This is a genomic window from Dermatophilaceae bacterium Soc4.6 (genome assembly GCA_039889245.1).
Classification (GTDB): Bacteria; Actinomycetota; Actinomycetes; order Actinomycetales; family Dermatophilaceae; genus Lapillicoccus.
This window is the reverse complement of the sequence record JAZGVH010000002.1, coordinates 4,598,645-4,611,134: the sequence shown is the minus strand read 5'-3', so window position 1 is coordinate 4,611,134 and position 12,490 is coordinate 4,598,645. Positions and strand designations below refer to the sequence as shown.

At 67.7% G+C, this 12,490-nt stretch carries 12 protein-coding genes, 2 pseudogenes and 2 other annotated features; of the genes and pseudogenes, 4 read left to right on the top strand and 10 right to left on the bottom strand.

Annotation, left to right across the window (positions count from 1 at the left end; translation table 11 throughout):
* Positions 1-36: 36 nt before the first annotated feature.
* From V3N99_21485 to V3N99_21460, 6 genes are all read right to left on the bottom strand, one after another.
* Positions 37-855, bottom strand: coding sequence for a hypothetical protein (locus V3N99_21485; GenBank protein MEO3939294.1), 819 nt, complete (start codon positions 853-855; stop codon positions 37-39).
* Between the two features lie 76 nt (positions 856-931).
* Positions 932-1,117, bottom strand: coding sequence for a hypothetical protein (locus V3N99_21480; protein MEO3939293.1), 186 nt, complete (start codon positions 1,115-1,117; stop codon positions 932-934).
* A gap of 149 nt (positions 1,118-1,266) precedes the next feature.
* Positions 1,267-1,500, bottom strand: a complete 234-nt coding sequence (locus tag V3N99_21475) for an IS3 family transposase (protein ID MEO3939292.1) — start codon at positions 1,498-1,500, stop codon at positions 1,267-1,269.
* Between the two features lie 39 nt (positions 1,501-1,539).
* Entirely contained in the window at positions 1,540-1,938 is a 399-nt protein-coding gene (locus tag V3N99_21470; protein MEO3939291.1) for a DUF6262 family protein, read from the bottom strand.
* Positions 1,928-3,931: a tyrosine-type recombinase/integrase gene (locus V3N99_21465; GenBank protein ID MEO3939290.1), complete on the bottom strand. Its 2,004-nt coding sequence runs from the start codon at positions 3,929-3,931 to the stop codon at positions 1,928-1,930. The genes V3N99_21470 and V3N99_21465 overlap by 11 nt, the downstream gene beginning before the upstream one ends.
* A complete protein-coding gene (locus V3N99_21460; GenBank protein MEO3939289.1) occupies positions 3,928-5,076 on the bottom strand; it encodes a tyrosine-type recombinase/integrase in 1,149 nt (382 codons plus the stop codon). The genes V3N99_21465 and V3N99_21460 overlap by 4 nt, the downstream gene beginning before the upstream one ends.
* A gap of 350 nt (positions 5,077-5,426) precedes the next feature.
* Between V3N99_21460 and V3N99_21455 the strand changes: the two genes are divergently transcribed.
* The gene (locus tag V3N99_21455) at positions 5,427-5,756 is read left to right on the top strand and encodes a hypothetical protein (protein MEO3939288.1); all 330 of its coding nucleotides are present in this window, start codon (positions 5,427-5,429) and stop codon (positions 5,754-5,756) included.
* Between the two features lie 96 nt (positions 5,757-5,852).
* Positions 5,853-5,996 (bottom strand) — a sequence feature (AL1L pseudoknot).
* A 121-nt stretch (positions 5,997-6,117) separates the two neighbouring features.
* Positions 6,118-6,261 (bottom strand) — a sequence feature (AL1L pseudoknot).
* On the opposite strand, the pseudogene V3N99_21450 reads toward V3N99_21455, so the two are convergent.
* Both V3N99_21450 and V3N99_21445 read right to left on the bottom strand, forming a co-directional pair.
* A pseudogene (locus V3N99_21450) lies at positions 6,145-6,425 on the bottom strand (transposase). Its footprint overlaps the feature before it by 117 nt.
* A 259-nt stretch (positions 6,426-6,684) precedes the next feature.
* Positions 6,685-7,437 (bottom strand): hypothetical protein, encoded by a 753-nt coding sequence (locus V3N99_21445; protein ID MEO3939287.1) that lies wholly within the window; start codon positions 7,435-7,437, stop codon positions 6,685-6,687.
* Positions 7,438-8,495: 1,058 nt separating this feature from the next.
* On the opposite strand from V3N99_21445, the pseudogene V3N99_21440 reads away from it, so the two are divergent.
* The 3 genes and pseudogenes from V3N99_21440 (at position 8,496) to V3N99_21430 (ending at position 9,968) form a co-directional block, all read left to right on the top strand.
* Positions 8,496-8,644 (top strand): annotated as a pseudogene (locus tag V3N99_21440) (transposase).
* Positions 8,645-8,902: 258 nt separating this feature from the next.
* On the top strand, positions 8,903-9,214 hold the full coding sequence (locus V3N99_21435) for a hypothetical protein (GenBank protein ID MEO3939286.1): 312 nt from the start codon (positions 8,903-8,905) through the stop codon (positions 9,212-9,214).
* A gap of 421 nt (positions 9,215-9,635) precedes the next feature.
* Positions 9,636-9,968: an Lsr2 family protein gene (locus V3N99_21430; GenBank protein MEO3939285.1), complete on the top strand. Its 333-nt coding sequence runs from the start codon at positions 9,636-9,638 to the stop codon at positions 9,966-9,968.
* A gap of 303 nt (positions 9,969-10,271) precedes the next feature.
* Here the strand turns inward: V3N99_21430 and V3N99_21425 are convergent, their stop codons facing one another.
* Together V3N99_21425 and V3N99_21420 are read right to left on the bottom strand one after the other, a co-directional pair.
* Entirely contained in the window at positions 10,272-11,162 is an 891-nt protein-coding gene (locus tag V3N99_21425; GenBank protein ID MEO3939284.1) for an alpha/beta hydrolase, read from the bottom strand.
* A 408-nt stretch (positions 11,163-11,570) separates the two neighbouring features.
* Complete coding sequence (locus V3N99_21420) at positions 11,571-11,999, bottom strand: helix-turn-helix domain-containing protein (GenBank protein MEO3939283.1); 429 nt, start codon at positions 11,997-11,999, stop codon at positions 11,571-11,573.
* Positions 12,000-12,490: the final 491 nt, after the last annotated feature.

Here is a 12,490-nt window from a genome sequence, read left to right as displayed (position 1 = left end):
GAACTAATGCCGCGATCGGCGGCTCGGTGGACACCATCAGCCGGCGAGACACTCGGCGGGGACACGCAAGTGGACACGCAGATCACGGACCGAGCGGGCAGCATGACGCCGTACCGTCCGGCCACAGACGCCTCGCGCACTGGCGACGGCGTCAGACGCCTCGAGCGACATGAGCCCCCCGTGACCGCGGGTCGAGCGGGAGAGTGCGCACTGGTCGGCGGCCGAGGCCAGGGCGAGGAGGAGCTCTACGTCGGAAGGGTTCACGACGCGCTTGGCCATGGCACCGGTGAGGAGGTCCTGCAGCTCCTGCTCCGGGGTGCACGCATCCGGGTCGTCCTGGGTGAGACAGAAGACGGCCTCGAGTAGAAGGTCGGCGGTGGGTTCTAGGGGGACAGTGTGGGCCCAGGTCTGGTCGGCCAGGACACCGATCCCGAGGTCACGCAACACGCCCTTGCGGGTGTTCATCAGGACGTTCGCGGCGACCTTCCACCCCCGCCGCCACGGAAACGTCCTGGCTTCCATCCACAGCTGGGCGGCCACCAGCTCGTCCACGCGAGCGCTCAGCCCCCCCAGGCGATGCGCCAGCATGCTCGCCCCCGGCACGAGCAGCCAGGCCAGCGCGCTGGTCGCGACCACGTCATCGCCGCCGTCAGGAGCCGAGAGCTGCGCCATTGCGAGCAATACACGATCTGCTGAGGCGCAGTCGGCATCACTGAGCCAAGCGGGCAACTCCGCCAAGTCATCCACCACGTGCAGCGCCTCGTACCTCGAACGCCAATGGGTCCACCGCTGCCTTGCCACGGCCAGGTCGCCGATGTCGGGGTCCGTCAAGCCCAAATACTGTGCCACGCTCATGTCGAGTTCCTTCCGCCGTTGGGTGACGGCGAGACGGTCTCGATCGGACGTCCCCGGATACGTACCCCCGTCTGACCTACGGAAGGGGGTACGCATCCGGGTGGCTGGGGGGTACGAAGACGGCGACGGTGGCCTGGGTGCGGGTGGTCTCGCGGATCGTGACCTGGTGGTTGGCGACCACGGCGGCGTCGATCCCGGCTTGCACGCGCACGACCCGATCAGCGACAGGGTCGCTGCTGAGGTCGGTAGTGTCGATGGACACGAGGGTTCCTCCATTCGTTGCGAACGGACGACTCCCGGCCCGTGCTCTCACCGGCCAGTGACCACGCGGGACGGGGTTCGTCATGACGGGTGGGAGAACCCTCGTCCAGCCCGCCAGCACCCTTGCTCGAGATCTGTCTCGTACCGGGTCTAGCGGAGGCTCGTAACCGACGCCTCAACAGTTCTCGTCGCGGTGTTCTGAGCGTAATAGTTGATCTTGTACTCGGTGGGTGGGATGGTGCCGATCTCTCCGTGGAGGCGGCGGCGGTTGAACCAGTCGGCGTACTCGGCGGTCGCGATCTCGAGGTCGTCGATCCCGGCCCAGGGCCCCTTGTTCCGGATCAACTCGGCCTTGAAGAGGGAGTTGAACGTTATCTGGAGCACTTGGTCGGATGTGGCCGGTGACCTGCATGTCTGCGTCGGCTACATGTCGCTGACGGGGGCGTCGCGGCCGGCGGTGCGGTCCTGCCCGATGCGGGTGGCGAGTTGCAGGCGGAGCGCGTGGTTCTCTGCTCGCAGGGTGTGGAGTTCCTGGCGGAGGGTGGTCAGCTGTTCGTCGCGGGAGGCTTGGCTCATCCGTTGGGCTGCGGGTTGACGGGGGCTGCGGGTGGCGGGAGCTCGAAGCCGGTTGATTTGCTCGCGGAGCTGGGGATCGCGATAGAGCAGGGTCCGCGAGACGCCGGCGGTGTGAGCGACGGCGGCGTAGGTGATGGGGGTGCCAGCGTGGTCGAGGGTATGGATGGCCGCGCGGGCCCGCTCCCGAGCCGATTCGGCTCGGTGCCGGCTCGCGGCAGTGAGGGCTGTGGTGTTGTCAGCGCGCATCGGGGGTGTCCTGTCCGGCTGGGGCGTCATGGATCCCGAGGGTCTCGAGGGTTTCCAGCGCGGAGATGATCCTCGTGAGGTTGTCGGCGACCTTGCGGTGGTTGTCGGCCAGCCGGTGGTTGCCGCGGTGCTCGGCCAGGTCGATCAGTTCGAGGGTGTCGTCGTGTTGGCGCCGGTGGATCGGCAGGAACGTCGTGGTGGTTTGGAAGTCCGGGCAGGTCAGGCAGGCGTTGGGGTGTGGGCAGTCCTGCTGCGGTGGTCGTCCGCAGTAGCCGTTCGGCAGGCTGGCCTGCACCCGGGCGAGGTTGTGCTTGATCCACTCGGCGTCGGCGCTGGGACCGTGGGGGTCGAACGGGAGGCGGTCACCGTGGATGTCCACGCGCCGCTGCTGGTAGTCGTCGAAGGCCGCGCGGACGGTGGCGTCGTGGATCGTGGCGTACCGGGCGGTCATCTGGGGTGAGGCGTGGCCGAGCATCTTCTGAACGACGTGCTGCGGCACACCGGCGTTGATCAACCGGGTCCCGAGGGTGTGACGGTACTGGTGCGCGGTGACGGACACGGCCTGGCCGGCTTCGTCGTGGAGACTGATCTTCTCCTGCCAGTCGGCTAGGCGCTGGCGCAGGGTGGCGTAGGAGAATGGTTGGGCCCCATCGGGATTGGCGTGAGGCGAGGGAAACAGCTTCGGGCATCCGGCTGGCCAGCGGCTGCTCAGGTGCAGTTGTTGGGCGCGGACGGCGTCGGCGGCCCGCTGCGACAGCGGGACGAGCTGCTCGGTGGACATCTTGTGGTTGACGTACTTCAGGCAGGGCCAGCCGGCGCTGTCGACGATGACGGGGTTGTACTCGAGCAGGCAGGCGTCATTGGCGCGTAGGCCGGTCTCCTGGATGAGGATCAGCAGGTGTCGGGTGGTCTCGTCGGGGAGCAGGGCGAGGTTGTTGGGGTCCTCGAGCTGGGCCATCACGAACTCGGGGATGAACCGTGGCAGGGGACGCGGCCGCGGTGGCAGCTCGTCCAGGTACAGCGCGGCGTGACCGGAGAGGCCGGGCATCCAGTCGTGGCGGTGGCAGGCCTGCAGGAAGCTGCGCAGGATGACCAGGTAGGTGTTCGTCGTGTTGCCCGACAACTGCGGCGCCGCGGTGAGCCAGGACAGGTAGTGCTCCAGGACCTGCCGGCTGATCCCGCTGGCATCATCGACGTCCGGGTGATGGTGATGCAGGAACCCGGCGAACCAGCGCAGGGCACGCTCGTCGATGCTGACCGATCCGAACGCTTTACCGGCGCCGAGCCGGTAGCGGCAGGCTCGCTTGATCGCCTCACGCAGCCACGGTTGTGGGATGTGGTCGAACCGAATGGGTGGGACCTTCTTCGGCGACGGTCGCGCCCCGAGTGCGGCTGCCCGCCAGGTGTCTCGAGCGAACTCGGCCTCGGCGTCGATGCCCTCGTCCAGGTCGAGCACCTGCCGCCACGCGAAACGCAGCTGGCCCATCGCCCGGCCACCGGTGTCGGTCAGGCCGTGCTCGAGGGCCAGCAAGGTCCAGCGCTCCAGCCCGTGGTCCAGCAGCGAGTCGACCCTGGCGGTACTGACCAGCCTCACGAGGCGGTTGATCATCATCGGGACGAGGCGGATCGTTCGATGATCGTGGCGGATCTGAATGGAGTAGGCCACCTCCAACCGCAGCTGCAACGGCAACCCGCGAAGATCGAACGCGTCGATCCGGTCGCTGTGACCGCCGACCACCGGGCCGGTCGTGGCCGCGAACAGGTCCAGGTCGTGGCGGCCCTCGTGGACCCACCGTCCGTAGTGGCTGTTGCACAGCAACTTGGTCCAGGCGCCGCGTTCGCAGTCGGTGACGCGGCACTGCCCGCGCGCGAAGACGGGGTGGGTGGGATCGATGTGGATCAGGTCGACCGCGAACTCCGGTCGGACAGCCGCTCCCAGCTTGTCCAGCAGGCTCAGCGCGCCAGCCCGGTTGGCGTGCAGCGCGATGGTCATGACGGGTCCGCCTGCAGGACCGGGCGAGTGGCTGGCCGCTCGACCCAGAATCCCGCGCGGACGAGCTCGGCCCGCACGTCCTCGACACCGAGATGGACGTACGTTTCGCTCGTGGTCACGACCGAGCGGTGGGTCAGCATGTTCGAGACGATCTCGATCGGGACACCGGCCCGGATCAGCTCCGTCGCCCGGGTATGGCGCAGCATGTGGGGGCTGAACTCGATCCCGGTCCCGGCCCGCAGGCGGGCCACGAGCTTCGCGACCGCGTCGTACCGCAGGGGTCGCCCGACCGGTGCCGCGAACAGGTTGACGAAGACGTAGTCGCTGTCCAGGTCGCCGTATTCGGTGTGCATGTACTCGCTGTACAGGCGCACCAGCGGCGCTGAAACGGGCAGCACGGCAACGGTTTTGGTCTTGGCGCGGGCGCCGTTGGCGTTGTCGTCACGCGGCACGATCCGCAGCTCGCACCGACGAGAGATCAGATCGCTGTGGCGCAGCCCGAGCGCTTGACCCACCCTGATCCCGGTCTCGGCCAGCAGCGCGAGCAGGAACCTGTCTCGCAGCCGCGTGCAGGCGCCGAGGATCACCGCGACCTCCTCAACGCTCAGCGTGGACGGCAGCCGCCTCGGTGCCTTGAGCTTGACGGGTCTGGTCGCGATCGGGCGTCCCTTGGTGACATGGTGCAGGAACGGCTTGAACGACCCCCTCGGTACACGGCGCCACGCGACCAACGACTCAGCCAGGGCCACACCCGTGCGGGCGTGGAAGTCATAGAAGCCGAACACGCCCGCCAGGTGACGGTTGACGGTGGCCTCGCTGCGGCGGGCCGTTGCAGCATCCAGCACGATGACGTTCGCGGCCGGTGCCCGCAGCCACGACACGAACCGTGAGACGTCCTCGACTCCGGCGCTGGCCCAGTCGACGCGTCTCAAGGCGAGGAACTCGAGCCACAACGCCAGACTGTGCGCGTACGCCCGCACCGTGTTCGGCGACCGCTCGATCGAGGACAGGAACGCCAGGTACCGCTCCGCCGCCTCGACCGGACCGAAGTCGTCGTCGACGACGGTCCACGACTCCACCCCCGTCACCGGCATGAGCACCCGTTGCGCCTTCACCAGCACCGCCACCTCGAGGTCGGCCTGCACCGGCTTCCAGCCGGATACCTACTCTTCTACTCCGACCCGCCAGCCACGTGGGGGACGTCGAAGACATGCTCCAGATAACGTGTCGCTGACGCACCGGATCGGCCTCGTGAGCTACGTCGGACACACCCTCCGGAGGGCTCCAGATAATGAACGCTTCGGCGAGGGCGTTGTCGTAGCTGTCGCCGGTCGAGCCGACCGACGCGACGGCGCCGGCCTCGGCGAGGCGCTGGGTGTACCTCACGGCGACGTACTGAACTCCTTTGTCGGAGTGGTGGATCAGACCGCTGGTGTCATGGCCGTCGCGGCGGCGGGCCCACAGCCCCATTTCGAGGGCGTCGAGGGCCAGGTCGGTGCGCAGGTTCTTCGACAGCTGCCAGCCGACGACCCGGCGGGAGAACACGTCGACCACGAACGCGGCGTACACCAACCCGGAGAACGTGCGGCAGTACGTGATGTCCGCGACCCACAGCTGCCCGGGGGCAGTCGCGGTGAACGCCCGCTGGACCAGGTCGGGGCGGGTGTCGGGTCCGATGCCGGGGATGGTGGTGCGCGGGCCCTTCGCGCGGGAGATCCCCCGCAGCCCAGCGGTCCTCATCAACCGGTGGACCGTGCACCGAGCCACGCGGTGGCCCTGCCGGTGCAGCTCGGCGTGCACCTTCCGCACGCCGTACACGCCGTAGTTCTGCTCGTGCACGGTCCGGATGACCTCGGTCGTGGCGGCGTCGGTGACCGACCGGGCCGAGGCCGGCCTGGGTCTTCGCGGCGTAGTACGTGCTCGGGGCGATCTTGGTCCCAGCCTCCGTCAGGACCTCGCAGATCGGCTCGACCCCGAACCTGGCGCGGTGCTCGTCGATATAGGCGACGAGCACCCCGGTGGTCACTTCAGTCGGCGGTCGAGGTCCGCCGCGGCGAAAGACGCCGACGCCGCACGCCGTACACGCCGTAGTTCTGCTCGTGCACGGTCCGGATGACCTCGGTCGTGGCGGCGTCGGTGACCGACCGGGCCGAAGCCGGCCTGGGTCTTCGCGGCGTAGTACGTCTCGGGGCGATCTTGGTCCCAGCCTCCGTCAGGACCTCGCAGATCGGCTCGACCCCGAACCTGGCGCGGTGCTCGTCGATGTACGCGACGAGCACCCCGGTGGTCACTTCAGTCGGCGGTCGAGGTCCGCCGCGGCGAAAGACGCCGACGCTGTCTTCAAGATGTCGTTGGCTCGACGCAGCTCCCTGACCTCGCGCTCCAGCTCGACAATCCGTTTCGCCTCGGCCGTCGTGGTCCCGGGCCGGTGCCCGTCGTCGACCTCGACCTGCGTGACCCAGTTCCTGAGGGTCTCGGGGTTGATCCCGAGCTGCTCGCCGACCCGACGCAGCGCCCCCTGGCGCGTCTGCGGGTCACGCCGCAGATCGACGGCCATCCAGGTTCCGGTGGCGGCCTGAGACCCGGGGAAGGTCAACCGCGACAGCGCTCATGAGAACCATTCTCCCGTACTCCAGGTCGAGAGGGGATAACCCAGAGCACTCAGGCTGGGCCGGCCGGCCGGGCTTGCTCCCGCTAGGCCTGGTTCTGTCGTCCCGGGAGACCCGGTCGCTCGGTCCGCGATAGGCAGGGGGTCATCGGCCCCAGTCGCCGAACTCCTCGTTGGCGGGTGTGTCGGTGATCTGGGTGAGGTCGGATCCGTCCGTGCGGACGGTGTAGATGTCTTCTTGGGCGCCGACCTTGAAGGAGAAGATGATGTGCGAGCCGTCCGCCGAGAAAGCGCCCCGTCCGGCCGACCCTCCGGTCGCGATTGGAATCGGTGTGGGCGTACCCGACGGGTCGAACAGGACCAGTGAACCCTTCATCTCGGACAGGACGGTCCGCCCGTCGGGTGACCAGTCACAGGACAACCCCACGGCGCTCTGGGTGATCAGGTGTTCGTGGGAGCCGTCGACCTGGACGGTCATCAGTTGGTTGTGCTCCTCGCCCTCCGCGGTGAGGCGCAGGAAGAGGATGCGTGTTCCGTCGGGCGAGTAGGAACACGGCACGTCCCGATGCTTCGTCACCTGGACCAGCTGCAGCCCATCGCTGGCCCGCACGGTGTACATGCCGGCCCGGTCCGGGTGGGCGTCGTCGAAGCCTTCGCAGGCTAGTCGCTGCGCATCGGGTGACCAGATCCCGCAGGGTAGAGAGGGGGGTGCCCCGGGGGGCAGCCGGAACACGTGCTGGTGGGTCCCGTCGGCACGGACCGTCGACCCGACCAGGGGGCCGTGGTTCGTGGCGATGACGGCAAGCAGGGTGCCGTCGGGGGACCATTGCCGGGGTTCCCCGCCTGATCCGGCCAGCAGCGGCCTGACTCCCGAGCCGTCGGGCCGGGCGGTGAACATGCTGACGCCGGCGGGGTCGAACCTCCCGTAGACGATCCTGCCGGTCAGGAGGGCCGGTGACGACGTCGATGTGGATGGCGTCGTGGGCGGAGCCGACGAGGTCGACGCTTCAGCAGGCGTCGACGCAGACGTCGGCGGAGCTGCCGGGCTGGAACAGGCCGACAAGAGGATGAGCAGAGCCACCGCTGCGGCGGCACTCCGGCCGGTCTGGGCGGTCTCCGATGCACCGAGGAGCACTGCCGTGTGGGTGCGACGGGAGCTCCGCGGGTGGTTGAGGCCTGGGACCATCGTGTGGGCTGACGATGCGCTCAGCGAAGTAACCGCGGGCAGGTCATCGCCAAGTCGAAGAGAGGACGGGACAGTAACGGCCCCCCTCTGTGGAGTACGTCGTGGCCATCGACGTGGGGGGTGGGGTTGCAGCCGGGGGGACAGGGGTGTGGTGGTTGTTGAGCTCACGCTTCCTCCTGAGCTGCCGCCCCGACCGACGTTCGCAAGCGTGGGTGAGGTGGCGGAACACGCAGTTCGGAGGCTCGGGGCCACGAGATCCTCCCCGGTCCTCGATCTGGCGTCCATGATGGTTGGTCACTACGACGCTGGGACCGGCCACACACGGCGGCGTGATCTCTTGGCGCCACCCCTGGCCTTCGTCGGATGCTAGACCCGGCGGGGCTTGGTCAGGAAGCAGCCGACGGCCTGAATCTGGGATGACCCCGCAGGTGGGCGCTGGCGCACATCCAGCTCTCTCGACCGCCCAACCGGCCACCGTGCGATGTCCCGGTGCCGGGGTGGGCCCTGGAGACCCCGATCTCGCATGCCAAGAGGGGTAACGCTTAGTCATACTCCGACGAGACGCGCCTTCGTGTGGCGCCATCGGTAGTCGAGACCGAGCCACGAAGCAGGCGGGTGCATGCGGTCGGGCTTGACTCGAGTCGCGGGGGTCGGGGTCGGCGGTGGCCGAAGTGGTGAGGAGGGGCGGCGTGGGCGTCGTGGACGTCGTGTGCGGCGTGGGCGGCGTGGGCGGCGTGCCCAGGCCCGTTGACGTTCCTCGCCGCGGACACGTTGTAAACGCTGTGGTCCTGGTGGCGACCGGCGTCAACGGCGACGGCCACCGGGAGGTCCTGGGGATGCGGGTCGCCGCCTCCGAGACCGGGGGGCGTGGGACGAGTTCTTCGCTGACCTCGTCGCTCGCGGCCTCGGTGAGGTCCGCCCGGGGCCTTCCCATGGACTGCGAAGAGCTCAACCTGTCACTCGGCAGCAGCAGCCCTTCTCCTTGCGAGCGCCGGCCGGCCACACGAGCCACGGAGTACGCCCGGAACGGAGAGGACCACGCACGCGACAACGGCATCCCGGCGTGCGGCTCCGGTTGATCGACCACCGGGCCCCCCGGGTCGGGCGAGGTAAAGCCCGCCAACGGATTAGTCCGATTTCAGGCGTTCTGGGGCGGTGGGTAGGTCATGCTTGGGGCGTGCCCGATGTCCTGACGATGCAGCGCTTGCTCCTCGACCTGGGCGAAATCGAGCGAATCGCCCGTGCCTGGAGGTTCCTCGAGGCCTCCACACTGCGCGACCAGTTCGTGAAGGAACTGGAGATGCGCAAAGACAGCCTGCCCCCGGGCATCAATCTGCACATTGCCAGCAGACTATCCCGGTTGGATGAGTCCCTGTCGTCGTACCTCGCACTGCGGCGACTCACACCGAACCCAGGCGACAGTTGCCGATGGTGCGGAACATCACATGGAGACAGACAGACGTGTTCGCCGACGGAAATTTGGAGATGAGTAACGGCGGTGTGCCTAGCCCGGAGATTTCCTCGGGCTGTGTTGCTGACGGTCGTGGCGTGACCTGAAAAGTGCCTCTGACCTGCGGAAATGGGGATTGCGATGTCTTCATCAGCACAGCTCAAAGGGGCACCTTCCAGGTGAAGAAGATTACCGGCTCTTCACAAGCAGGGTGTAGTTGAGGTCTGAAGCCGCCGCTCTCGAGTAGGGAGCGGGCGATGTAGTTGGTGAGGTTGCGGAACCCGAGGGCGGACCCGCGGAGGTTCTCGAGTCGACCATTGTGGTGGCTCCGATGTTGTACGTCAGGGCGCCCTCGGCGCCGCCCCGACTCGCCCGGTGGCAGTCGGGGTAAGTCACGGGCTCGACGGCTCATCCGCGTTGCATTTTGCAATCAGGCGCGCAACAGGCAATACTTCGACGTATGGCCCGTACCGTGATTGAGCAGATTTCCGACGACCTCGATGGCTCGACCAACGCCTCCGCTGTCACCTTCAGTTACGACGGCACTGAGTACACGATCGACCTGAGCTCCAAGAACAAGACGGCGTTCGACAAGGTGATGAAGCCGTACATCGCAGCCGGCACCAAGGTCACGGGGCGTCGGGCGACGCCACGCAAGGGCGTGCGGTCGACGACGGCGAAGCGCAACGATCTGAGCGCGATCCGGGAGTGGGCCACGGCCAACGGCTACGAGGTCTCAGCTCGCGGCCGGGTCAAGGCGGAGATCATTGACGCATACACCGCCGCTCACTGATCTAGTGCGGCGTATTCGAGGACCCTTCGACGGTTGGTCTTGCCGAGGCCGGTTCGGGATCTTGATCCAGGTCGTCAACCTTAACCCCATCACGCGCACCCGTAACCCGTTCCTTCTAGACGCTCGATAGGGAATGAAGCGGAGCGCGGGACCGACTGAGCTGTGTAACCGGCGGCATGCAGTCGAAGGCGGGTCGACCAGCCCGATGGCGCAGTCGACAGCCTAGAGGACGTCGTGCTTTCGCTCGCAGACGACAGCGAGGACCGGGCTGGTCCTTGACCACTGCGGCTGCGCGGCGAGGGGTCAGCGTGCGGCCGCGACCAGGGATCGCAAGTCCCGGAGCCCGGTGTCCAGGTCGGTCAGGTGTCCGCCGTCCTTGTTCACTGTTACCTGGGCGCTCGGGACGTGGCCGGCGAGCCATGCCCCGTGCGCCGCCGGGACGAGCACGTCCTCGGCCCCGTAGTGCACCTCGACGGGCACGCGGATCTCGGCGAGGTCGAAGCCCCATGGCTGCAGGAAGGCGAGGTCGTCGTCAACCCACCCCCAGACGCCGTTCCGGTAGGCCTCTCGCATCATCTCGCCCGCCATAGCTTGTATGCGGGGGTCGGCCAGCACGGCCCGGTCGGCGTCTGCGAGCTCCCAGTCATCCGACAGCAACTTCGACGGGTCGGCCGCCATACGCTCGAGGTCAGCCGTTGCCATCCGGTCGAGCTCGGGCTGCAGGACGCTCTCACCCTGCTCGGCAAGACCAATCTCCCTGATGTTCTCCGGGTCCATCCCCGCGTAGAAGTCCAGGCCCTCAGCGTCGAAGGGTGCGAGCCCGACGACGCACCTCGCGCGAAGTACCCTGTCAGGGAGCCGGGCCGCGATGGCGAGGCAGTGCGGGCCGCCCCCCGACGCACCGGTGACCGCGAACTGCCCCAGACCAAAGGCATCCGCGACAGCGACGACGTCACGAACGCAGTCGACGACCCGCCGTCCTACGTGTCGAGTCGAGCCGCCGTAACCGGGGCGGTCGTACGTGATCAGGCGAATGCCGAGCTCACGCACCGCGCCCTCATCCGGGTGACGACCGAATCGTGAGCCCGGAGTGCCGTGGAGAGCCACAACGGGGAAACCCTTGGGATCCCCCCATTCCGCAGCTGTGAGGATCCGCCCATCGATGTCGGCCACGGAGACAATGCGCTCGATCATGCTGACCACCCTACGTCGGCAAGGAGCTCGGCCAGCAGGGGACGATCCGCCGGCAGTCAACTCCTCACGGCGAGGTGACCTCGTAGGCGTCTGAGGTGGGGCCCAGGCGATCGAACGCATCCAACGCGCGGCCGACGACGGGCGCCGGTTCCGCTTCCACGGCAGCACGGTCCGGTCCGGTCCGGTCCGGTCCCAGTTGTAGGAGCTGATCGCCGATGGCGCGACCGCGGCAGAGGCCGCGAGTTTGTTGACGCAGTGTTGGCTTGTCGCCCACCACGCTGTGAGCGCATGGTGGGGTCATGGCCAAGATCGTCGGCCCCCGCTACGAACTGCAGGTCGTCGGGCCACCGCTTCCCGAGGACGCCTGAACCATCATGGCGCCACAGGTAGGCATCACACGTCGGGAGGTCAGTCCAGCCCCAGGGCCGCACGCTCCTCAGACAGCAGAACCACAGTGCGTCCCGCCGTGGTCGGCGGGGATCCTGCGCCTTCCAGTCCGAGGAGCTTCACCCGCGCCATGACGACCGCTGTCGCGACCCTGACGGCGTTTAGGTCGCCGGCCATCGCCTGGTCCCAGACGCTATGCAGGAGCGCGTCGAGGCGATCGCTCTCGAGCCTGCGCAGCTCGGAGACGGCGTTGACGGTCTCGTTCATGAGTGCTGTCCGCACCAGACGGTGCACGGTGCCCCGGTTGCTGTATCCGAGGTGGTCGGCGACCTGCTGATAGGTCTGGCCTTCGGTCACCAGCCGGATCGCCCGCGCTCGGCGCGCAGAGGCCAGGGCGTGGTTTCTGTGGCGGCCTGAAACCCGAGGTAGCGCCACTGCAGCTGTGTCCACCGCGATAGCGCTCCTGAGAATCATTCTTGCTTACGTTAGGCCGAGGTGCAGCTACCCCGGCGTGCCGAGCCCTCAGGCCGGCGCCCGGGGCTCTCGCTGCTTGACGACGAGAGGCACTCCATCCTCGCGAACCCCCAACTACAGGGTACGAATTCCTGCGCAGGCTGCCACGATCCCTTGGCGTCCCGCGCAGCCTGGGGTGTGGCATCGGAATCACGGGTTGATGTGTAGACGTCGAGGACTACCGAGATCCGTTGTCAAACAAGCGAAGTCGGGGCCGATCACGGTGAGGAAGCCATTGACCCAGATCGCGGATGACCCCCGCCAGCTCGGTCGCCCAGTCGACATCTGTGACCAACGGTGCCCGGGAGGGCTGCTGGATGCGCTCTCTTTGCACGATGCCCCTTCCCAGCCTGCCTGATTGGCGGGAGGATGGGGGTTTCGGGAGGTGCCGCATGAGCCTGTGCCAACAGACGTCTTCTCGACACGCT